Annotated in this window: 19 protein-coding genes; 13 read left to right on the top strand and 6 right to left on the bottom strand. The window is 39.1% G+C overall.

Features of this window, described 5'->3' with window-relative positions; translation table 11 throughout:
- Nucleotides 1-152 precede the first annotated feature (152 nt).
- The gene (hrpA, locus tag I2F31_RS02680) at nt 153-4,007 is read left to right on the top strand and encodes an ATP-dependent RNA helicase HrpA (RefSeq protein ID WP_195767922.1); all 3,855 of its coding nucleotides are present in this window, start codon (nt 153-155) and stop codon (nt 4,005-4,007) included.
- Nucleotides 4,008-4,127: 120 nt separating this feature from the next.
- Here the strand turns inward: hrpA and proP are convergent, their stop codons facing one another.
- The 6 genes from proP to glnL form a co-directional block, all read right to left on the bottom strand.
- Complete coding sequence (proP, locus tag I2F31_RS02685; protein ID WP_195767921.1) at nt 4,128-5,606, bottom strand: glycine betaine/L-proline transporter ProP; 1,479 nt, start codon at nt 5,604-5,606, stop codon at nt 4,128-4,130.
- A 400-nt stretch (nt 5,607-6,006) separates the two neighbouring features.
- The gene (argF, locus tag I2F31_RS02690; RefSeq protein WP_195767920.1) at nt 6,007-6,924 is read right to left on the bottom strand and encodes an ornithine carbamoyltransferase; all 918 of its coding nucleotides are present in this window, start codon (nt 6,922-6,924) and stop codon (nt 6,007-6,009) included.
- Nucleotides 6,925-7,009: 85 nt separating this feature from the next.
- Nucleotides 7,010-7,663, bottom strand: a complete 654-nt coding sequence (locus I2F31_RS02695) for a TetR/AcrR family transcriptional regulator (RefSeq protein ID WP_195767919.1) — start codon at nt 7,661-7,663, stop codon at nt 7,010-7,012.
- Between the two features lie 78 nt (nt 7,664-7,741).
- Nucleotides 7,742-8,551 carry a tetratricopeptide repeat protein gene (locus I2F31_RS02700; protein ID WP_195773403.1) on the bottom strand — a complete coding sequence of 270 codons (810 nt, stop codon included), beginning with the start codon at nt 8,549-8,551 and terminating at the stop codon, nt 7,742-7,744.
- Nucleotides 8,552-8,665: 114 nt separating this feature from the next.
- Nucleotides 8,666-10,132 carry a nitrogen regulation protein NR(I) gene (gene glnG / locus I2F31_RS02705; RefSeq protein ID WP_195767917.1) on the bottom strand — a complete coding sequence of 489 codons (1,467 nt, stop codon included), beginning with the start codon at nt 10,130-10,132 and terminating at the stop codon, nt 8,666-8,668.
- A complete protein-coding gene (glnL, locus tag I2F31_RS02710) occupies nt 10,119-11,234 on the bottom strand; it encodes a nitrogen regulation protein NR(II) (protein ID WP_195773404.1) in 1,116 nt (371 codons plus the stop codon). The genes glnG and glnL overlap by 14 nt, the downstream gene beginning before the upstream one ends.
- Nucleotides 11,235-11,589: 355 nt before the next feature.
- On the opposite strand from glnL, the gene rimO reads away from it, so the two are divergent.
- The 12 genes from rimO to lpxA all read left to right on the top strand — a co-directional run bounded on the left by rimO (nt 11,590) and on the right by lpxA (nt 23,835).
- Nucleotides 11,590-12,936, top strand: a complete 1,347-nt coding sequence (gene rimO, locus I2F31_RS02715) for a 30S ribosomal protein S12 methylthiotransferase RimO (RefSeq protein WP_195773406.1) — start codon at nt 11,590-11,592, stop codon at nt 12,934-12,936.
- A gap of 30 nt (nt 12,937-12,966) precedes the next feature.
- Complete coding sequence (gene pyrH / locus I2F31_RS02720) at nt 12,967-13,695, top strand: UMP kinase (protein ID WP_195767914.1); 729 nt, start codon at nt 12,967-12,969, stop codon at nt 13,693-13,695.
- Between the two features lie 75 nt (nt 13,696-13,770).
- Nucleotides 13,771-14,325 carry a ribosome recycling factor gene (frr, locus tag I2F31_RS02725; RefSeq protein ID WP_195767913.1) on the top strand — a complete coding sequence of 185 codons (555 nt, stop codon included), beginning with the start codon at nt 13,771-13,773 and terminating at the stop codon, nt 14,323-14,325.
- 6 nt (nt 14,326-14,331) lie between these two features.
- Nucleotides 14,332-15,081: a polyprenyl diphosphate synthase gene (gene uppS, locus I2F31_RS02730; protein ID WP_195773407.1), complete on the top strand. Its 750-nt coding sequence runs from the start codon at nt 14,332-14,334 to the stop codon at nt 15,079-15,081.
- 3 nt (nt 15,082-15,084) lie between these two features.
- Nucleotides 15,085-15,915 carry a phosphatidate cytidylyltransferase gene (locus I2F31_RS02735; protein ID WP_195767911.1) on the top strand — a complete coding sequence of 277 codons (831 nt, stop codon included), beginning with the start codon at nt 15,085-15,087 and terminating at the stop codon, nt 15,913-15,915.
- Nucleotides 15,915-17,111, top strand: a complete 1,197-nt coding sequence (gene ispC, locus I2F31_RS02740; protein WP_195773408.1) for a 1-deoxy-D-xylulose-5-phosphate reductoisomerase — start codon at nt 15,915-15,917, stop codon at nt 17,109-17,111. The genes I2F31_RS02735 and ispC overlap by 1 nt, the downstream gene beginning before the upstream one ends.
- A 5-nt stretch (nt 17,112-17,116) precedes the next feature.
- Nucleotides 17,117-18,472, top strand: a complete 1,356-nt coding sequence (gene rseP / locus I2F31_RS02745) for an RIP metalloprotease RseP (RefSeq protein ID WP_195767909.1) — start codon at nt 17,117-17,119, stop codon at nt 18,470-18,472.
- A 46-nt stretch (nt 18,473-18,518) separates the two neighbouring features.
- Nucleotides 18,519-20,960: an outer membrane protein assembly factor BamA gene (bamA, locus tag I2F31_RS02750; RefSeq protein WP_228285046.1), complete on the top strand. Its 2,442-nt coding sequence runs from the start codon at nt 18,519-18,521 to the stop codon at nt 20,958-20,960.
- Between the two features lie 35 nt (nt 20,961-20,995).
- Entirely contained in the window at nt 20,996-21,484 is a 489-nt protein-coding gene (locus I2F31_RS02755) for an OmpH family outer membrane protein (protein WP_195767907.1), read from the top strand.
- A gap of 3 nt (nt 21,485-21,487) precedes the next feature.
- Nucleotides 21,488-22,558, top strand: a complete 1,071-nt coding sequence (lpxD, locus tag I2F31_RS02760) for a UDP-3-O-(3-hydroxymyristoyl)glucosamine N-acyltransferase (RefSeq protein WP_195773409.1) — start codon at nt 21,488-21,490, stop codon at nt 22,556-22,558.
- Nucleotide 22,559: 1 nt separating this feature from the next.
- Complete coding sequence (gene fabZ, locus I2F31_RS02765) at nt 22,560-23,039, top strand: 3-hydroxyacyl-ACP dehydratase FabZ (protein WP_195767905.1); 480 nt, start codon at nt 22,560-22,562, stop codon at nt 23,037-23,039.
- Nucleotides 23,040-23,046: 7 nt separating this feature from the next.
- The gene (lpxA, locus tag I2F31_RS02770; RefSeq protein WP_195767904.1) at nt 23,047-23,835 is read left to right on the top strand and encodes an acyl-ACP--UDP-N-acetylglucosamine O-acyltransferase; all 789 of its coding nucleotides are present in this window, start codon (nt 23,047-23,049) and stop codon (nt 23,833-23,835) included.
- The last annotated feature ends 8 nt before the right edge of the window (nt 23,836-23,843 follow it).

Here is a 23,843-nt window from a genome sequence, read left to right on the forward strand (position 1 = left end):
GTGAATACCGTGACATCCTGATGAATGACATGGGGTGTTTTTTGTGTTTTTCAAGCCTTGGGGCGAAAAAAACTTTAAATATAGTGTCTTTATCTCACCACTAGAGTGGCGTAAAATAGCACTCTTGTGAAATTTATGTAGAGAAAAGTTCAGTGCAGCACGATTTATTAGATGTAGATCATTTAGTTATGGCGCGTGACCGACATCATTTAAATCTGATGGCTAAACAAAAAGGTAAACAGTCCGAACAGTATATTCACGCATTTGAACGCTCAAACCATAAAGTAAAATCTCGTGTTGAAACCCTGCCACGTATTCGTTTAAATCAAGACCTTCCTGTTACACGTTATGCAGATCAATTGATCGATGCCATTCAAAAAAACCAAGTGATTATTGTGGCGGGTGAAACGGGGTCTGGTAAAACCACGCAGTTACCACAAATTGCCATGCTCGCAGGGCGTGGGCTTACAGGTATGATTGGTCATACTCAGCCTAGACGTTTGGCAGCACGAAGCGTGTCACAGCGTATTTCAGAAGAAGTGGGTGAAAAGCTGGGTCAATCAATTGGCTTTAAAGTCCGTTTTAATGAGCAAGGCTCAAATGATGCTTTAGTGCGTGTCATGACAGATGGTATTCTGTTGGCAGAGTTGGTGCATGACCGTTACTTGCTCAAATATGACACCATTATTATTGATGAAGCCCATGAGCGTTCACTCAATATTGACTTTATTATGGGGTATTTAAAACAGCTTCTTAAAAAACGCCCTGATTTAAAAGTCATCATTACTTCAGCGACTTTAGATGTAAACCGCTTTAGTCAATATTTTAATAATGCACCAGTGTTTGAGGTTGAAGGACGTAGTTACCCTGTAGAGCTTCGCTATCGTCCAATTTCAGAAATGAGCATTGCGAGCAGTGATGACGATGAATTTGATGATTTTGAAGAGCTATTGCCTCGCGCTGTTGTAAATGCCGTAGAAGAATGTTTTTTAGATGCTGACCAATCAGGACACCCTGAACATGCAGATATTCTCATTTTTGCCAGTACAGAGCAAGAAATTAGAGAATTACAAGACACCTTGCAAAAGCATGGCCCACGCCATACCGAGGTTTTGCCACTATATGCACGGCTGGCTTTATCTGAACAACAAAAAATATTTAATCCAAGTGGGCGAGGTCGCCGTATTATTATTGCCACCAACGTGGCAGAAACAGCCTTAACTGTGCCTAATATTCGCTATGTGATTGATAGCGGTTTTGCACGTATTTCTCGCTATAGCTATCGCTCACGGGTACAACGGTTACCCATTGAAGCGATTTCGCAAGCAGCAGCTAATCAGCGTAAAGGGCGCTGTGGCCGTATTGCTCCAGGTGTATGTATTCGCTTATATAGTGAAGAAGACTTTTTAAGTCGTCCTGAGTTTACCGAACCTGAAATTAAACGTACAAATCTTGCATCTGTGATTTTACAGATGCAAAGTTTAGGTTTGGGTGAGCTAGAGCAGTTTGATTTTATCGAGCCACCTGATCATCGTTTGGTGAATGATGGGCGTAAGCTACTGATAGAGCTTGGCGCTTTGAATGAGAAAAAGACAACGCTCACCAAAGTTGGTCAAATGATGGCGAAAATGCCAATTGACCCAAGACTTGCTCGTATGATTGTGGGTGGCGCACATTTTGGTGTACTACAAGAAACGCTAATTATTGTGAGTGCATTGGCTGTACAAGACCCTAGAGAGCGCCCTGCGGACAAACAAACCCAAGCAGATCAAAAACATGCCTTGTTTAAACAAGCAGATTCAGATTTTCTGTTTTATTTGAAACTGTGGGAAGTGCTTGACGCCAATAAATCAGAGATGAGTGAAAATAAACGTCGGCAATTTGCTCGCCAACACTTTTTGAGTTGGTTGCGTCTGCGTGAATGGAAGCAGACCTATGTGCAACTGCTTTCGTTGGCTGAAAGTTTAAAGCTTTCGATGAACGAAAAGCCAGCCAGTTATGAAAACTTGCATCGTGCTTTGTTGACGGGACTATTGTCTTTTGTTGCCAATAAAACCGATGAAAAAAATGTTTATATGGCCGTGAGACAACAAAAAGCGCGGATTTTCCCTGCCAGTACGTTGCATAAAGCAGGTGCATCATGGGTAATGGCCTTTGAAATGGTAGAAACTTCGCAGGTTTACTTGCGTGGTTTGGCAAAGATTGAGCCAGAATGGATTTTATTGGCGGCACGAGACCTATTAAAATACCATTACTTTGAGCCACATTGGTCGAAAAAAACAGGCATTGTACATTCTTATGTACAGATGACACTGTTTGGTTTAATTATTGAACCGAAACGACTGACCAACTTTGAAAAAGTAGATCAACCTGCAGCACATGAAATCTTTTTACGAGATGGATTGACCACAGGGCAGTTGGGTATTACGCCACCATTTTTAAAGCATAATTTACTCAAGCTAGAAGAAGTTGAGCGTGTAGAAGATAAGCTACGACGCCGTGACTTGGTTGTAGATGAAGAAACTATTTTTCAGTTTTATGCCAGTAAAGTTCCTACAGACATCGCCAGTCGAAAAAGCTTTGAAGATTGGCGAGCCACGGTAGAGAGTAAAGATGCACGCTATTTATACATAGATGAAGATGCATTATGGCAAGATGATCGACCGACCACACAGCAGTTCCCAGACTATTTACATAATGGTAGTTTGCGGTTATCAACCAGTTACCATTTTGACCCCAGTCATGATGAGGATGGTGCAACCGTTAAAATACCGTTACAAGCATTATCACAAGTCAATGAAGATCTATGGTCTTGGGGAATTCCTGGTTGGCGTTTAGCTTTAGTAGAGGCTTTACTCAAAACTTTACCTAAAGACAAACGCCGTCATATTGTACCCATTCCAGATACGGCACAGCGTTTAGTCCGTGCAATTGATGCAATGCACCTACAGCAACATATTTTTAAATATTTAGCTTTTGCATTGCGTGGTGAGCAAATCACGATACAGGATTTTTCATTTGAGCGTGTACCGAGCTACCTTTTACCTTTGATTAAGGTCATTGATGAAAAAGGCCGTGTGATTGAAAAAGGGCGAGATTTAGATGAACTAAAAGCTCGTTGTCGTGTTGAAACACAAAAACCTATTGTACAGGCCAGTGGTGTGTTGGCAGACTTTCCAGATCAGTTTACTTTTGAATCTGCAAAAAAAGTGACAGGTGTTGTGGTGAAACAATACCAAGCACTTGTACCACAAAAACCATTTGCTGAATTAAAATCAAAAGATGATGCAAAAGTGACTGTACAGGCGTTGCATGATGAGTCAGAGGCTTTACGTCTGCATAAAGAAGGGGTGATTTGTTTGCTGTATGCACAGCTTGGTGACATGGTGAGGCAACTTAAAAAGCAAATTAGTCGACCACTTGCACTGGCTTATTCACCGTTAGGTGACAAAACTCAGTTAGAAAATATGTTGGTTTATGCCACTTTAGATGATGTCATGTGTAAAAATGAACTGCCCAAAAATCTTGAGGCATTTCAGGCATTACAGAAACAGGTGAAACAACAGTTTTTAAGCAGTGGGCAAGTGGTATTACAGCAATTTCATCAGATTTACACAGATTGGCAAAGTGCGAGAACACAACTTGCAGGTCTAGATGAACGTATTTTTGGTGGCAGTATAGATGATATCGAAGATCAACTATCTTTAATGCAGTTAGATCAATTTGCTTACACACAACCTATAACATTGTGGCAAGAGTTCCCTCGTTATTTAAAAGCATTGCTTATGCGTTTAGAGCGTTTACCAAATAACTTGAGTAAAGATAATACTGCGATTGATGAAATTGACCCATGGATGGAAAAGTTGTTTGATAAAAAGCAGACCCATAGTCATGAGTTTTACAAGATGGTCGAAGAGTTTAGGATTTCGTTATTTTCGCAGCCCATGAAAACTAAAATTGCAGTTTCACCTAAACGCTTACAGCAGGCATGGAATAAACAGCAATAATATTGCTGTCGTTATTTGGCTGGTTTTTAATTACAAGTGTGATAGTTTTAGTGGTGATTCACTTTTTAAAATAAAAAAATAGGGAGCGTTAATCGCTCCCTATTTTTATTGAATTAAAGATTACTCAATTTCTGGGTGTTTGTCTGCCAAACTTTGACGTTTTTTCTGTAGTGCAATAATTTGCTCATCAATTTTTTCAATACGTTCTTCGATTGTACCGTGAAACTCTTCAAGTAACTCTTGCGCTTCTTCTTTGTTGGTTGCCATTGGCGTACCACCAAATAATGGCTTGTTGGCAGTTTCTTTAAGGTTCCATGCGGTGATAATACCAATCACACCAAATACCATGAGGTAGTATGCAGGAATCATTAAGTCTTTTGTATATTCAACCAAAGCAGCTGAAATGGTTGGAGTTAAACCAGCCACAATAATTGAAATATTGAAAGAAACAGCCAAAGCACTATAACGAATCGCGGTTGGGAACAACGCCGGTAATGTTGATGCCATAACCCCCAAGAGCATGTTCAAGCTGAGTGCTAAAATTGTAAGCCCAAGAACAATCAGTACAGTACTGCCTGAATCTAATAACTTCACTGCAGGGTAAGATAAGAAAAGTAATGAGAAGCTACCTGCAAAAATAAATGGACGGCGACCCCATTTATCACTTAACCAACCAATGAGTGGTTGCACAAATAACATACCAATCATGACTGCAATAATAAGTACAGTACCGTGTGCTTCGTCATATTTTAAGTTATGGGTAAAGTAGCTTGGTAAGTAAGTCAGTAGCATGTAGTAAGCAACGTTAGTACATAGCACAATACCTACAGATAAGAACATACTACGCTTATATTTTGCAAAGACTTCTTTAAACGAAAGCTTAGTATTTTTTTGTTCAGATTCACTGTATTGCTTAAAGGCAGGTGTTTCTTCAAGAGAATGACGTAAGTAGAGACCAACAATACCCAAAGGTAGAGATAGAATAAATGGAATACGCCAGCCCCACTCTTGGAAACCTTCTTGACCAATTAAGTAGCTGAGAAATGAAACTAAACCAGCTCCGAGTAAGAAGCCTGCAATAGATCCAAAGTCTAACCAGCTTTCCATAAAGCCACGCTTACGGTCAGGTGAGTACTCTGCGACAAATACAATCGCACCTGTATATTCACCACCTACAGAAACACCTTGTAAGATTTTAATGACAAGAAGCAAAATAGGTGCCCAAATACCAATGGTGTCGTAGGAGGGGAGTAGACCAATGGCACAGGTACTGACGGTCATTAGTATAATTGTAGTTGCGAGTACCTTTTGACGTCCGTATTTATCACCTAAACGACCAAATAAAATACCACCAAGAGGTCTAAATAAAAATGGTACAGAGAATGTTGCAAGAGCAGCGACAAGTTGTACACTTGGGCTTGCATTTGGAAAAAATATTTTACCCAGTACATAGGCTACATAGCCATATACACCGAAGTCGAACCATTCAATGGCATTACCCAGTGCTGCTGCACGAATAGCTTGTTTTGATTTACTTTGATCGACAATGCTTACATCTGCAATATCGACAGGCTTGGCTTTTTTTCTAAATCCACGCATGTAATATTCCTAATCTTGAGGGATTACTGTATATACATAAAACTAAGTTAAATTTTTATATAAAAAGCAATCATTTAAAGGAAGAAAATTTTCGACATGACAAGAGAAAATAGGTGCAAAAATATAACATTGAGCATGTATTTTTTCTTGTAACGTTTAAACATGAAAAAATTCAATGACTTAAATATTATAAGCGATTTCAGAAGATGTACCGTGGTTACTTTATATGCTTAATGTTTCTTAAATGTTTTTTTATGTATCTAGATTTGTGGCTTAGTGTTATCTTTTGTAAAATTATAATTAAGATTAATATCGCTCTAAACTATAAATTAATTCGAAGTTTAAAAAAAGCCCTATTAATTTAAATTAATAAGGCTTTGATGTGTATTTTTAGTACATTTTAAGCATTTAATTGCTCGTTTAGTAAAAATTCCATTAATGCCTTTTGTGCATGTAGACGGTTTTCAGCTTCATCCCATACCACTGAGTTTTTATGTTCAAGCATATGTTCAGAAATTTCTTCACCACGATGCGCAGGCAGACAGTGCATAAATAAGCAATCTGGGTGTGCAAGTTGCATGAGTTGCTCATTTACTTGGTAGTTGGCAAATGCTTTCTCGCGAATCTTTTGCTCTTCTTCTTGTCCCATAGATGCCCAAACATCAGTCACAATCAAGTCTGCGTTGACAGCAGCATCTTCGGCAGACGCAACCACTTCAGCACAGTGTGCATATTCAGTTAAGAATTTTTCTTGTGGCTCATATCCTTTTGGTGCAGCAATTTTGAGTTTGAAGCCCCACATGTGTGCTGCTTCAATATATGAGTTACACATATTATTACCATCACCAATCCAAGCAACGGTTTTGCCTTTAATTGAGCCACGGTGTTCAACAAAAGTTTGTATGTCTGCAAGGAGTTGGCAAGGGTGGTGGTCATCTGTCAGTGCATTAATGACAGGTACTTTAGAGTAAGAGGCAAAACGCTCAACAATGTCATGTCCGAAAGTACGAATCATGACAATATCTAACATGCTTGAAATCACACGTGCAGAATCTTCAATTGGTTCACCACGACCAAGTTGCGTGTCTCTAGATGATAAAAAAATGGCACTACCACCAAATTGACTCATACCCGATTCAAATGAAACACGTGTACGGGTGCTTGATTTCTCAAAAATCATGCCGAGTACTTTACCAACAAATGGTTGGTAGACTTGGTTTTGATGTTGTAGTTTTTTTAACTCTTGTGCACGGCTAATGATGCGTTCTAGTTCTGCAGATGATAAATCACGCAATGTTAAAAAATGACGTAGAGCCATACTTACTCCACGTAATTGCTTGTGCAATTACTTATTGATTGTGAATAAAAAAGAATCGTCAAATATACTACAGTCTGTTACAAATTCAAAAAGATTGTTTGTATTCGTGTGCTTTTAAGAAGTTGTCTACGTAATAGGTAATATATTTCTGTATGTCTTCGGCAGATTGAGGCTCAGAAACACCCATTAACATTTGCCATTCAAAGTGCCAAACTGACCCAAGGAGAATTTTGGCTGAATAGGTTGGGTTGTGGCAGACAATAATGCCTTGTTCGGTTGCTTTAATGAGGTAGTCTTTAATATTTTCAATAATTTGCTGTATGCCTTTATCGTGTAGATAGTTGGCAAGCTCGGCGTCATGTTTCGCTCGTTCTAAAATAAGCCGTAAAAATTGAACGTTGGTTGGTGAAGTTAGATGGTTGTGGAAGTTGTGTAAGATGGTGAGAAAGAACTTTCTTAAATCAGACTCGTAATTTTCAGTATTTAGATACAGAGCTTGTAGGCAGATATCACGTCTATAATCACAAATGGCTTTAAATAAGCCTTCTTTATTGCCAAAAAATTTATAGATAGATGCTTTTGAGCCACCTGCGTGTTGAATAATATCGTTTAGGGATACTGCATCGTAGCCTTTTTCTAAGAAAAGGCCAGTCGCAATATTTAAAAAAGCAATACATCTTTCCATGCCCCGTTTTGTTTGTGGGAGCTCATGAATATATTTATCTTTTGATTCTGACATAAACGATAAGTAACAAGTGAAAAGAATGAAGTGTGTCAATTATAACAAACTTTATGGGTTTTTCACTTGCTTTAGTTTTTATGTGATGTGAAAAGATGAATTATTACCTAAGATGGTTTGCATGAGTTGCTGGTCGTTTTGGCTAAGCTCATCTGTAAATTCAATTTTTTGTGCGAGCTGAATGATTTTTTCACCTTGTATAAGTTGTCCTTGAGCGCATAAAATTTGACCAAACTGTTCTAAAGATGCAATGTTTTTCTCAGTTTGAAAAGCATGCAGATACCAACTTTTAGCATCATCAAAACGGCGTTGTTGTTGGTACATTTGAGCAATATAGTGCGATGCATGAGGTAAGTCCAAATCGAGTGCTTTGGTGAGTGCATCTTTAGCAAGGTCGTATTGTTTTTGTAGTAAATAGCACTGAGCAAGTGGAATAAATACCTCATTGTATTCATGTTCAAGTGCCTGATAAAAACATCCTAGTGCATCTTCAATTCGGTACTGGTTAAGTAAAATTTTACCCAGCGCGACAAGAGACTTGCTATGACCATGTTGTATTGCAGAGAGGAAGTAGTGTTCTGCAAGTAAGTGATTGTGGCGTTCAGATTCTATTTGCCCTAAATGATCGAAAGCCAATGCAAATTTAAGTTGAGCTGCTTGCATGTAGTAGTGATAGGCAAGAGTGCTTTCACCCCGATAATGGTGTAGGTTGCCTAAACCATGCATCCAACGAGCATCTTTAGGTCGTTGATGCTTAATGTGTTCAAGTAAAATTTTGGCGTGATCAAATTGTTGTTCAGAGATGGCAGTATTGGCTTGCTCAAACAGAGACTGAAGGTTTTTGTCTAAATCACGTATTGTATTTTTAAAGTCTCGAAATGCACCCATACTGACATGCCTTAATATAAATGATAATTATTATCTTTTATAGCACGTTTTTTTGGGTGTTGCTAGGTGCACATATAAGTATATGCACCTAGAGAAGTGATACTTTGGCCTAATTTAATCGGTACGCTCATCATCATCATCAGATGAGTCATCCATGCCAAGCTCTTTGAGTTTTCTTGTGAGAGTGTTACGTCCCCAACCAAGGACTTCGGCGGCATGTCGTTTCCGACCACGTGTCTGTTCAAGTGCTGCGTTAATCAAAGTCCGTTCAAAAATTGGCGTGGCGATATCTAAAATCTTCATATCGCCATTTTTGAGCTTGTTGATTGCCCACTCACCCAATAATTCATCCCACTCTTGTGAAATAACACGTGTTGCTTTAGCAGGTGTTTCCTGTGATTTAACCGCTGTATTTTGTCTGAGTTCGGCAGGTAAGTCATTTGGATAAACTTCACGGCCTGTAATCATAACAGTGAGCCAGCGACAAATGTTTTCGAGTTGTCGCACATTACCAGGCCAAGCCAACTGTTGCATATAGCTGATGGTTTCTTGGCGTAAGATTTTAGAGCTCACATTGAGCTCTTTACCTGCTTGTTCCAAAAAGTGTTGTGCCAACATTGGAATGTCTTCGCTACGGTGAGCAAGTTTTGGAATATGTATGCGTATGACATTTAAACGGTGATACAAATCTTCTCGGAAGCGACCATCTTCAACCAGTTTTTCTAAATCTTGGTGTGTGGCAGCCACAATGCGTACATCAACTTTAACTGGAATGTGTCCACCTACACGGTAGAATTCACCATCTGCTAAAACACGAAGTAGTCTAGTTTGGGTTTCAAATGGCATATCACCAATTTCATCTAGAAATAAAGTACCGCCATTGGCTTGCTCAAAACGACCTTGTCTTTGTGTATTGGCCCCTGTAAAAGCACCTTTTTCGTGACCGAAAAGCTCAGTTTCAATCAGGTCTTTTGGAATGGCTGCCATGTTGAGTGCAATAAATGGTTTGGCTTTTCGTGGCGAATGGCGGTGGAGTGCATGTGCCACTAATTCTTTACCTGTACCAGATTCACCATTAATCAGTACAGTAATATGTGATTGAGATAATCGCCCAATGGCACGAAAAACCTCTTGCATGGCAGGGGATTCACCAATAATTTCAGTGGTTTGCAGGGGTTGATAGTTCTGTGTTGCTTCTTGGTTTTGTAACTTTTCTAAATGTAAAATGGCACGATTAACAAGTGCAAGCGCTTCATCAATATCAAAAGGTTTTGGTAAATATTCAAAGGCACCTGTCTGGTAACTTGACACGGCAGATTCAAGGTCGGAATGTGCGGTCATAATAATGACAGGTAGGTCTGGATGGTTGTTTTTTACACGACCTAAGAAGGTTAAGCCATCTATGCCTGGCATACGAATGTCTGTGAGTATGACATCAGGGGTGTCACTATGGAGTTGGTCTAATGCACTTTGCGCATCTTCAAAACTTGTGACATTAAATCCTTCTTCTTTAAAGGTTTTTTCAAGTACCCAACGCATGGCACGATCATCATCAATTACCCAAATTTTATTTCGTGACATGTTTCGACTCCCAAGGTAAATATAAACTAAATGTGGTTTTTCCAGAAACGGATTGGCATACAATGACGCCGTTATGTTGGTGTATAATATTTTGTGCAATACTCAAGCCAAGCCCTGTGCCATTGGCTCGGCCTGTGACTAAAGGGTAAAATACGGCTTCGAGTATGTCAGCAAGAATACCAGGCCCATTGTCTTCAATATCTATACGAATTGCTGAACGATGTAAGATATTATTAATGGTGACAAGGCGTTGAATGCGTGTTCTGAAGGTCAGTTGTGGCGGTTGCTCACGGTCATGATAAAACGCTTTATTTTCAAGCATGGCCTGTACAGCATTAACACTAATATTGAGCATGACTTGTATGAGCTGGTCACGGTCGGCTTGTATGTCTGGTAGTGATAAGTCATAGTCACGCACCAGTTTAATTTTCTTTTTAGTTTGATTACTAACTAAAGAATGTACTCGCTCTAAAGGTTCATGGACATTGACATCAATATAACTTGGCAATTGTCTAGAACCGAGCATGGTGTCTGCTAAAGTACGTAGGCGGTCAACCTCACTAATAATAATTTCTGTGAACTCATTATATTTTGTGTCGTTGAGACTACGTGCAAGCAGTTGTGTTGCACCACGTATTCCACCTAATGGATTTTTAATTTCATGGGCTACACCACGAATCAGTTGGCGTGTAACTTGGTGTTGTTGAAGTAAATGCTCTTCTTTAGAAATTCGCAACATTCTTTCAATTGGGTTGAGCTCTATGAGCAAAAATGGTGCAGTGTTTTTATCTATATGAACACAAGATACAGAGTAGTCGACATGAATGTTTTGAAAATTCACCCGAATAATTGCTTCTCTACGTGTATATGCTTGCCCTTTATCTAATGTATTGAGTAATGCTTTTTTTGTGTCGAACTCGTCATCTGGAATTTCAAGCAGTTGTAATACTGAGTGATTACAGGCACGTAATGAGCTGATGTCAAACAGTGCCTCGCAGGCAGGGTTGAGATAGAACACATCTAGCTTTTCATCTACAAGTAATACAGCTGTGGACAAGCTATCTACTAAAAGTTGATAGTCGATCGCAAGTTGCCTGGTCATTTTGTAGCAGTTCCTGTATTGAAATAGGGCGTAAATACAGTATTCATGGTAGTTTTTCCCTGTTATAGCACGTGTTTACATCATGATTTATTTTAAATAAAGCAAAATGCAAGCCAACTTCTTTTGCTTTATGGTGCATTTTTTGAGTTTATAGATCTAGTTTGGGTTGTTTATGTGGTGATCTGTTATTTTTAATATAGGGTAAGTTTGTGATTTTGCACAGTCATGGTGCATTATTTTTTGTGATAAATCTGTGGTTTTGTTTTAGTGCAATTTACAATCTGCGTGTTTTAAATCTATGCTTATGCATTGAAAAGTCATACAATACCAGCATTCTAGTAGAGTGCTGAGTTCCATGAAGTCCCCCAAAGTCGGTTTTGTTTCTTTAGGTTGTCCTAAGGCATTGGTTGATTCTGAGCGTATTTTAACCCAATTACGTATCGAAGGTTATCAAGTTGCGCCAGATTATAATGGTGCTGATTTAGTTGTTGTGAATACCTGTGGTTTTATTGAGTCTGCTATGCAAGAGTCTTTAGATGCCATTGGTGAAGCAATTAATGAAAATGGTCGTGTGATTGTGACAGGATGTTTGGGTAAAGATGAAGATAAAATTCGTCAAATGCACCCTAATGTTCTAAAAGTCACAGGTGCAGCAGCTTACCAAGACGTGATGGAAGCAGTACATCAATATGTGCCTGCACCCCCTAAAAAGCATGATCCATTTATTGATCTTGTGCCAGAGCAAGGTGTGCGTTTAACACCGAAACACTATGCGTATTTAAAAATTTCTGAAGGATGTAACCATCGCTGCACATTTTGTATTATTCCAAGCATGCGTGGTGATTTAGTTTCTCGTCCGGTCAGCTCGGTACTTGATGAAGCTGCTGCATTAAAACGTGCAGGTGTGAAAGAAGTCTTGGTGATTTCTCAAGATACCTCTGCTTATGGTTTAGATACCAAATACAAACTTGAGTTTTGGAATGGTCAACCTGTCAAAACTAAGTTTTACGATATGTGTGAAGCATTGGGTCAGTTAGGTATTTGGGTGCGTTTACATTATGTTTACCCATACCCACATGTAGATGCTGTGATTGACCTTATGGCTCAAGGGAAGATTTTACCGTATTTAGATATTCCTTTTCAGCATGCAAGTCCACGCATTTTAAAACTGATGAAGCGCCCTGCACATAGTGAAAATACACTAGAGCGTTTAAAAGTATGGCGTGAAAAATGCCCAGATTTAGTGATTCGTTCAACTTTTGTGGTGGGCTTTCCGGGTGAAACAGAGCAAGACTTTCAGCAGTTACTTGACTGGTTGGAAGAAGCACAGCTTGACCGTGTAGGATGCTTTACCTATTCACCTGTTGAGGGTGCAACTGCAAACGACTTGCCAGATCATGTGCCTGAAGATATCAAACAAGCACGTTATGAGCGTTTTATGGAAGTACAGCAAAGAATCTCAGCAGCTAAATTACAAAAACGTATTGGTCAAACCATGACTGTGCTTGTAGACAGCTTAGAAGACGAATTTCCTGTGGCTGTGGCACGCTCTTACGCAGATGCCCCAGAAATTGATGGCAATGTTTTTGTTGAAGATATAGATAAATCAGCGATTCAGGCAGGCGATGTTCTGGTCGTTGAAATTACAGATGCAGATGAGTATGACTTATTTGCCAAACTGATTGATGTAAAAAAAGCTTAAACCGACAACATATTGATTGAGAGAAAAATTATGGCAGATCCAAATAGCCCTCGTTATTCAAGAATTCTACTTAAGTTATCAGGTGAAGCATTATCTGGTAATCGTGATATGGGTATTGATGCACAAGTACTTGACCAAATGTCATTGTCTATTGCACATTTAGTTGGTTTGGGTGTTCAAGTCGGTATTGTTGTTGGTGGTGGTAATTTATACCGCGGTAGCCAGTTGCAAAAAGATGGTTTGGTTGGCCGTGTGACGGGTGACCAAATGGGTATGTTAGCGACAGTTATGAATGGCTTAGCATTACGTGATGCCTTGGTCCGCCGTAATATCAAAACACGCTTAATGTCTGCACTGTCTATTGGTACAGTTGTTGAGCCTTACTCAAGCCGTGATGCCATTCGCCATTTAAATGGTGGTGAAGTATGTGTGTTTGTTGCAGGTACAGGAAACCCATTCTTTACCACAGATACAGCAGCATGTTTACGTGGTATTGAAATTGAAGCGGATATGATTATTAAAGCCACTAAAGTTGATGGCGTATATAATAAAGACCCAAGTAAATATGATGATGCCGTAAAATATGACCACTTGACCTTTGATCAAGTGTTAGATGGTAAGTTAGGTGTCATGGATTTAACCGCTATTTGCTTGTGTCGTGACCACGATGCCAAGCTACATGTATTTGATATGAATAAATCAGGTGCGCTTTTATCTGTTGTTATGGGTGAAAAAGAAGGAACTCACGTCACGAAGTGATGTACGTGAGTGCGAAAGCTCTTTATACTAAGCCCAATTTTGGTTTCAACTCTTTTAATTATTTAGGAAGATCATATGATTAACGATCTCAAAAAAGACAGCGAACAGCGCATGCAAAAGTCAATCGAATCTTTAGAGCAAGGTTTTGCGAAGGTTCGTACAGGTCGTGCACACCCATCTATTTTAAATGGTGTGATGGTGCCTTACTATGGTTCAGATGTACCATTAAACCAAGTGGCAAACGTGGGTGTTGAAGACTCAAGAACATTATTGGTACAACCATTTGAGCGTCAAATGGTGACTGTAATTGATAAAGCGATTCGTGAAAGTGATTTAGGTTTAAACCCAATTTCAGCAGACAGTATTCGTGTACCGTTACCTGCACTGACTGAAGAAACACGTCGTGATATGCAAAAAGTTGCACGTAGCGAAGCAGAAAATGCAAAAATCGCGATTCGTAATATTCGCCGTGATGTATTGGGTGATATTAAGTCGCTTCTAAAAGACAAAGAAATTTCAGAAGATGATGATCGTCGTGCAGGTGATGATATTCAAAAAATTACTGATAAGTACGTTGCCGAGGTAGATAAGCGTCTTGCCGCAAAAGAAGCTGAACTACTGAAGGTTTAATAGACTATGACGATCGTTGAAGATATTTCTCCTCCTCAACATGTTGCCATCATTATGGATGGCAACAATCGTTTTGCTAAAAAAAGAGATTTACCTAAAGGTGAAGGGCATCGGCAGGGCAAGTTGGTTTTAGATCCTGTGGTTGAATATTGCCGAAAAGTAGGTGTGAGAGCACTTACGGTATTCGCTTTTTCTAGTGAAAATTGGAATCGTCCTCAAGCTGAAGTTGATTTGCTCATGTGGCTTTTAGAACAGGCCATTTTAGAGCAAATTCCACGCATGATTGAATCTGAAATTGCCTTACGCTTTATTGGTGATCAAACACGGTTGCCAGCACACCTAAAGACACTCATTGCCGATACAGAGCAAAAAACAGCACATTTTAATAAAATGACACTGACCATTGCGGTGGGTTATGGTGGACAATGGGATATTGCAAACAGCGCACGTCAAATTGCTCAAGATGCAATAGATGGTAAAATTTCGGTTACAGATATTAATGCTGACTTATTTAGCAATTATGTCTGCTTAGGGGATTTACCACCTGTAGACTTGTTAATTCGAACAGGTGGCGACTATCGCATATCTAACTTCTTGTTATGGCAAATGGCATACGCTGAGCTCTATTTTAGTAAAGTGTTATGGCCAGAGTTTTCTATACAAGAGCTTCAAAATGCGTTTAAGGTATTTGCAGAGCGTGAACGCCGTTTTGGTAAAACCTCTGAGCAAATCCAACAAGATAAAATTGAGAATTAATACATGTTTGAGCGGATAAAAACCGCATTGGTTTTAGTGGTCGTTGTTTTAAGTTGTATGTTTGCCACGCCGTCTCATTACCCAATGCTGATACTCATGGTGATTGTTGCAACACTGGCAGGTGATGAGTGGTATAAACTTATGCCAAAAACGGATGGTACAGACGTTTCAGCTGTAGCATCAAAAGTGTATGCGGCCATTATTTTAATCACATCTGTAGTGACTTTGTATTTTAGAGATTTAGCATTGCTACTGTGGTGCGGTGCGATTTTTGTTGCAGTATTCAGTATATATTGCATTAAAAATTATCCCCAATATGATGCTTGGTATAACAAGGGCCTGACAATTGTTGGCACAGTACTGATTACTGCAACAGTAACTGCCATATTTTCAGTATGGCTGATTTCTGCTTGGTGGCTAATGTACTTATTTTTATTGGTATGGACAGCAGACAGTGGCGCATATTTTGTCGGACGTAAGCTCGGTAAAAGGCCAATGGTACCTCATGTGAGTCCTAAAAAGACTATAGAAGGGCTGTGTGGTGGTTTACTAACGTCTTTAATCATCATTGTTGTAGTACAAAGTATTTATCTTGACCATCTAAACTTACGACAACATAGTGCATTTTTACTGCTGTCGTTGTTGACCGTATTGGCTTCGGTTTTAGGTGACTTAATCGAATCTATGCTCAAACGCCGTGCGGGTGTGAAAGATTCAGGCACATTGTTACCTGGCCATGGTGGCATATTAGATCGTATAGACTCTCTACTCACTGCTGCTCCTGTATTTGCAGCAGGTATTTACTTACTAAAAATGATTGGTGTTGAACTATAATGCGACAAAATGTATGTATTTTGGGTGCAACAGGTTCTATTGGTGACAGTACACTTAAAGTTTTGGCACAGCATACAGAGCAGTATGCTGTATTTGCTGTAACGGGCTATCATCGTATAGATAAACTGATTGAAATCTGTTTAATACACCGACCAAGAGTTGTTGTTGTTCCCAAACAGCAACAACAAGAAATATGGCAGAAACTACAGCAACATCACCTAACTGAGATCGAAATACTGACCGATGAAGATGGTTTAGTTCATATTGCATCGCATCCAGAAGTTGATGTTGTGATGGCTGCGATCGTAGGGGCGGCAGGCTTGTTGCCTACACTCGCTGCGGTCCGTGCAGGAAAACGTGTATTATTGGCGAATAAAGAAGCATTGGTGATGTCAGGTGACATTATGATGCAAGAAGCACAAAAAAATAATGCGCTATTATTGCCTGTAGACTCAGAACACAATGCCATTTTTCAATGTTTACCTCATGATTATAATACAACACATACCAATACTCCTTTAAAACAGGGGGTTTCACAAATTCTATTGACTGCATCTGGCGGTCCATTTTTACACAGTTCTGCCTTAGATTTAGAACATGTTACCCCCGCACAAGCATGTAAGCATCCAAACTGGTCTATGGGGCGAAAGATTTCTGTAGACTCTGCAACACTCATGAATAAAGGCTTAGAGCTGATAGAAGCTTGCCACTTATTTAATATTTGTGAGTCTAAAGTGACTGTAGTGGTACACCCACAAAGTATTATTCATTCTATGGTGCAATATGTTGATGGTTCAACGCTTGCTCAAATGGGTAACCCTGATATGTGTACACCCATTGCCCATGCTTTAGCGTGGCCTAAGCGTATACAAACACCAGTGCCTGCACTTGATTTATTTGTAAATCATCATTTAGATTTTCAGCCACCTGATCATCAACGCTTTCCTGCATTACAGCTTGCAAGAGAGGCAATACAGGAAGGTGGTGTGATGCCAACAGTACTGAATGCATCTAATGAAATTGCTGTTGATGCATTCTTAAGTGAGAAAATAAAGTTTACAGATATCCCTAAAGTGATAGATTATGTACTCAACACGGTCAACAATGTTGCTGCAAATAGTTTAGACACAATTTTAGGCCATGATGAATTGGCTCGTCATACTGCAAATACATATATTCAACGCAAGGGGCAGTAAATAAAATGAATATACTTTTTATGATTGTTGCTGCTGCCTTGCTACTTGGCCCATTGGTTGCAATTCATGAGTTTGGGCATTATTACACTGCACGTAAACTTGGTGTGAAGGTACTTGTGTATTCCATTGGCTTTGGACCGACGCTATTTAAATGGACTTCTAAAAAAACGGGTATTCAATATCAGTTGTCTGCACTGCCACTCGGTGGTTATGTAAAAATGTTAGATGAACGTGAAGGAAATGTGAAAGCTGAAGATTTACCTTATGCGTTTAATCGGCAGTCTGTTTGGAAGCGTATTGCGATTGTTGCAGCAGGGCCAATCATTAACTTGGTTTTAGCTGTTTTACTTTTTTGGGTATTATTTTTACCAAAACAAGAGCAACTGAATACCCGTGTAGGGAAAGTGATTTTAGATACACCAGCGGCTCAATCTGGTTTACAGGTGGGCGATAAAATTACTGCTGTAGATGGTCAAGCAGTGTCTACATGGGAAGCTGTTAATTTTGCATTGGTACGCCGTGTTGGTGAAACAGGTCATATACAAATCCAAGCTGAGCATCAGGGCCAACAAAAATTATTCGACCTCCCTGTAACACACTTTTTAAATGATCAAAAAAAATCTGTATTTGATAGCTTAGGTTTTCTACCTTACCGCCCTAAAATTGAGCCCATTGTACAAAAACTAAGTGAGGATGGTGCTGCTATTCGTCAGGGCATGCTTGTGGGTGATCGGATTATTTCAATTGATGGCGTAACTACGCCAGATTGGTTTGATGTGGTTGATATTGTTAAAAAATCACCTGAGAAAATGCTAGAGATTACTGTACTTCGAAAAGATCAAAAGATTGACCTAAAAGTGATGCCACAGGGCCACCGTGATGATATGGGTAATGTTACAGGTGTGCTTGGTGTACAAAGTAACAGCAGTAAAATTGTTATTCCAGATGACTACAAGCAAACAATACAGTATTCTCCTATAGAAGCATTTGGTAAAGCCATTGATAAAACATATGATATTTCTGGCATGATGTTAAACTCAATGGTTAAAATGGTTCGGGGTTTAATTGGTTTAGATAATTTGTCAGGGCCAATTACAATTGCTAAAGTAGCAGGGCAAAGTGCTGAAATGGGTTGGCAAACATTTGTCTCGTTTATGGCTTTAATGAGCGTAAGTTTAGGTGTTTTAAACTTATTACCTATTCCTATGCTTGATGGTGGACATTTACTGTACTACTTTATTGAAGCAATTCGTGGTAAGCCTGTTTCAGAACAAATACAGCTATTTGGCTTAAAAGTCGGTATGGTACTGCTTGGTAGCATGATGATCCTTGCTTTATTTAATGATTTTATGCGTTTATAAAAAACAAGGCTTACACACAATATTTAACTTAGTGGAAAAAATAGGCATGCGTCACACACATCTTTTTATGCCTCTTGCGCTCGTTAGTGCAATGGCAGCAGTACAACAAGCTTATGCGGCTGATGACTTTATTGCACAAAATATAAAATTTGATGGCTTAGTTCGTTTAACACCAGCAAATGTATCGAGTATGTTGCCTATTAAAAGTGGTGATCGTGTTAATGATGCCATACTCAATAGTGCAATTCATACCTTATATGATACAGGGATGTTTGATGACATTAAGGCGTCTCAACAGCCTGATGGCACATTACTTTTTAAAGTGTCTGAACGTCCCGTAATTGCAAAAGTAGAATTCAAAGGCAATAAGCTGATTCCTAAAGAAGCGTTGCAAGATGGTCTTAAAAAAATGGGTATTGCTGAAGGAGAGGTGTTAAAGCCTGCCTTATTGCAAACTGTTGAAACTGAGCTTGAGCAGCAATACATTCAGCAAGGTCGTTATAATGCAACAGTTAAAGTTGAAACGACACCTAGACCAAATAACCGCGTAGATGTCACAGTAAACTTTGTAGAGGGTAAATCTGCAAAAGTGATTGAAGTCAATGTGGTTGGTAATAAAGTCTTTAGTGATGAAGATATTAAGCAAGCCTTTGCACTGAAAGAAGCACGTTGGTATTCGATACTTACACGTAATGATGCATTTGCGAAAGAAAAAATGGCGACAAGCCTAGATGCAATGCGCGCACTTTATCTAAATAATGGTTATGTGAACTTTGAAGTTAACTCATCTGATTTAAATATTAGTGAAGATAAAAACAAAATCTTTATTAATCTTTCAGTAAGTGAAGGCCAGCAATTTAAAGTGGGTACGACAAAGTTCTTAGGTGATACGCTATATAAACCTGAAGAACTAAAAACCCTACAAATTTATAAAGATGGGGAGGTGTATTCACAAGAAAAAATTGATGCAGTGAAGAACCTCTTACTCAGAAAATATGGAAATGCAGGTTACTACTTTGCACAGGTGAATGCTGTACCTCAGATTGATAACGACAAAAAAATTGTTAATGTGGTTTACTTTATTAATCCAGGACAACAAGTCACGATTCGTCGTATTAACTTTATGGGTAATACAAAAACAGCAGATACTGTTTTACGTCGTGAAATGCGTCAAATGGAAGGTGCTTTAGCGAGTAACGAAAAAATTGATTTGTCAAAAATTCGTTTACAACGTACAGGATACTTCAAAACAGTCGATATGAAAGTGACACGTATTCCTAACGTGCCAGATCAAGTTGACCTAGATGTAAATGTAGAAGAGCAGCACTCTGGTACAAGTACATTGGCGATTGGTTACTCACAAAGTGGTGGTGTAACCTACCAAGCAGGTATTAGTCAAACCAATTTCTTGGGTACAGGAAATAGTGTTGCTTTTGATTTTACTCGTTCATCGTACTCAACCAACTATAATTTATCGGTGACTGATCCTTACTTTACCATTGATGGTATTAGTGCGGGTTATAACGTGTATTATCGTGAAACCAAGCCGTATGAAGACTACCATGTCAGTGATTACTACTCAAAATCACTGGGTGCAAGTGCAAGTTTGTCATATCCGATTGATGAAAACCAAAGTATTAGTGGGACTTTAGGTGTTGAAAACACTAAAATTACTACCGATATTTATGGCTCAGTGGCCTATGGTGGCTATTTAATGAACCATGATGGTAAAGTTAAAAATAGTACAACGACAACTTCTGGCACGTACAATGAGTACCAAGGTAGTTATTTAAACTACTTAGCAAGTCTTGGTTGGTCATTTAATACATTAGACCGCCCTATGTTCCCAACATCTGGTCAGTTGCACTCAGTTAACTTAGAAGTTGCTTTGCCAGGTAGTGATTCGGCTTATGAAAAGCTGACATATAGTGGTCAAGTCTTCTTCCCAATTGGTAAAGGCTTTGGCTTACGTGGTTATGGCAAAGTAGGTTATGGTCATGACTTACCGTTTTGGAAAAACTTCTATGCAGGTGGTTGGGGTTCAGTCCGTGGTTATGAAGATAATACACTAGGTCCAAGATACCCTGGTGAATACTACAGTGGTACACAGACGACTGACTCAAATAAAGACCCAATTGGTGGTAATGCGTTGGTGCAGTTTGGTGGTGAAATTATCTTACCTGTACCATCTAAAGGTGATTGGGCAAGAAATGTAAGACCTACCTTGTTTGTTGAAGGCGGGCAAACATTTGATACAGAATGTAAAAATGTCTCGGATTTTTATGACGGCACGACTAAAGTAAGTGGTAAGCAATATTGTAAAGATAATTACGGTTTTGACTTGGCGAACTTACGCTACAGTGCAGGTGTTGGCTTAACATGGAACACCATGATTGGACCACTTTCAATCAGTTATGCATATCCATTGAATAAAAAAGACGGCGATGAAACACAGTCTGTTCAATTCCAAATCGGTCGTACTTTCTAAGTACGGCTACAAATGAAATATTAAAAGGTTATCTCATGAAAAAACTAGCAACAGTTGCATTAATTTTAGGTTCTACTATAGCAACAGTCTCTCATGCTGCAGGTTATGGCGTTGTAGATATGCAACGTATTGTAGAAAATAGCACATACCTAAAACAACAAAATGATGCACTACAACAGTCTGTAAAGCCAAGTGCGACACGGGCTGAGCAACTAAACCAAGAAATTCAAGCGCTACAAGAAAAAGCAGCAACGGCTAAGCCTGCTGAAGTACAGCAACTTAAAACACAATATGAAGCAAAAGTGAAAGAAATTAACGGTCTTGAGCAAAGTATTCAGCAACGTGTTCAAGCAGCATCACAAACAACAAGTCAAATTTTCACTGCACGTGTACAACAAGCGGCAGAACAATTACGTAAAGAAAATAACTTAGATGTGATTTTGAATAAAAATGCTGCCCTTGCATATGACAATAATAGTGATTTAACTGATAAAATGCTCCAAAGAGTAAATACAGCTAAATAATCTATGAACCAAAAACACTATAAGCTCTCAGACGTAGCTCATCTTGTACAAGGTGAGTTTGTTGGTGAAGCAGATTTTATTGTTCAAGGCTTAGCAAGTCTTGAACAAGCCAATGCAAACCAGATTTCTTTTGTAAATGGTAAAAAATATCTGCCACAGGCCAGTTTATCTAAATCGGGCGTGCTCATTATAACGCCTGATTTACAACAAGAATTACCACAAACTCAGCAATTTATTATTGTTGATAATCCATACCTTGCATTTGCAAAACTCACACATGCTTTTGAAGTGAAAGACACTCGTCTAGGTATTGAAAACACAGCACAAATACATCCATCTGCAATCATTTCAGATACTGCTTATATTGGGCATTATGCAGTGATTGAAGAAAACTGTGTGGTAGGTGATGGTACACATATTCAAGCACACGTTAAAATAGATCGTGGTGTTGAAATTGGACAGCACTGCTTTATTGACTCGCATGTGACAATTACAGGCTATGCACAGCTTGGAAACCATGTCAGAGTACATGCAAATACAGTCATAGGTAGTGAAGGCTTTGGCTTTGCACCTTACCAAGGTAAATGGCACCGAATTGCACAATTAGGCTCGGTTAAAATTGGTAATCATGTACGAATTGGTTCAAACTGTAGTATTGACCGTGGTGCATTAGATGATACCATCTTGGCTGATGGTGTGATTATTGATAACCTTGTGCAAATTGCTCATAATGTCAATATTGGTGAAAATACTGCAATCGCTGCCAATACAGGTGTTGCAGGGAGTACCGTGATTGGCAAAAACTGTATACTTGCAGGGGCATGTGGTGTAGGCGGGCACTTGAAAATTGCCGATAATGTGACGTTGACAGGAATGTCAATGGTCACAAAAAATATTTTAGAACCTGGAACCCATTCTTCAGGCACAGGATCTTTTGAAAGTAAGCAGTGGCGAAAAATGGTTGTTGGGCTAAGACAATTAGCAGATGTGCCATTGACCAAACTTGTCAAACGGCTAGATCATATACAGACTCAAATAGAGTCAATTGAATCCACTTTAAAGATGCGTAAGTAATATGGTCACAGAGTCAGCAAAAACAAATCAAAATAAACCCGAATTGCCAATGAACACTCAGCAAATTCGTGAGTATCTGCCACATCGTTATCCATTTTTATTGGTTGACCGTGTTGTAGAGATTACAGATAACGCGATTGAGGGTTATAAAAACGTTTCAATTAATGAAGAGTTTTTACAAGGTCACTTTCCTGAATATCCGATTATGCCAGGTGTACTCATCATTGAAGCACTAGCACAAGTATCTGGTATTTTAGGTTTTGTGATGAATGATGTTAAGCCAGCACCAGGCTCATTGTTTTTATTTGCGGGTGCTGAAAAAATTCGCTTCAAAAAACAAGTTGTTGCAGGTGATCAACTTGTTTTAAAATCTGAGTTACTGATGCAAAAGCGTGGTATTTATAAATACCAATGTACTGCGTCTGTTGACGGAATTGTTGCAGCAACAGCAGAAATTATTATCTCCCATCAAAAATTATAGAGTAGGCATGAGAAATACGGCAAATATCCACTCCACTGCGATTATCGATCCATCTGCAATTATTGCATCAGATGTTTCGATTGGTCCGTATTGTATAATTGGGCCAGAGGTCAGTATTGCATCTGGAACAAAATTACACTCACATGTTGTTGTTGCAGGTTATACGCGTATTGGCCAAAACAACCAAATTTTTCAATTTGCGAGTATTGGTGAGGTATGCCAAGACCTGAAATATAACGGCGAAGAAACATGGCTTGAAATTGGTGACCATAATACCATTCGTGAGCATTCAAGTTTACATCGTGGTACGGTACAAGACCATGCTTTAACCAAAGTGGGTAGCCATAACTTACTCATGGTGAACACGCATATTGCTCATGATTGTCAAATTGGTAACCATAATATTTTTGCCAATAATGTAGGTATCGCAGGGCATGTTCAGATTGGTAACAATGTGATTGTCGGCGGTAACTCTGGTGTGCATCAATTTTGTAAAATTGATTCGTACAGTATGATCGGTGCTGCTTCTTTAATTACCAAAGATGTTCCTTCATATGTTATGGCTTCAGGTAACCCTGCACATGCATTTGGTTTAAATATTGAAGGTATGAAGCGTAGAGGTTGGTCAAGAGAAACCATTAATGGCTTGAGAGAAGCTTTTAAGTTGATTTACAAAGAAAACCTGACAACTGTACAGGCCATTGAACGTATTCGTACAGAGCTTCTACCAACGGTTGCAGAAGTCCAACTTCTCATTGATTCTTTAGAGCAATCTAAACGTGGTATTGTGCGTTAAGTTTAAAG

It is taken from the genome of Acinetobacter rathckeae, from assembly GCF_015627125.1.
Classification (GTDB): domain Bacteria; phylum Pseudomonadota; class Gammaproteobacteria; order Pseudomonadales; family Moraxellaceae; genus Acinetobacter; species Acinetobacter rathckeae.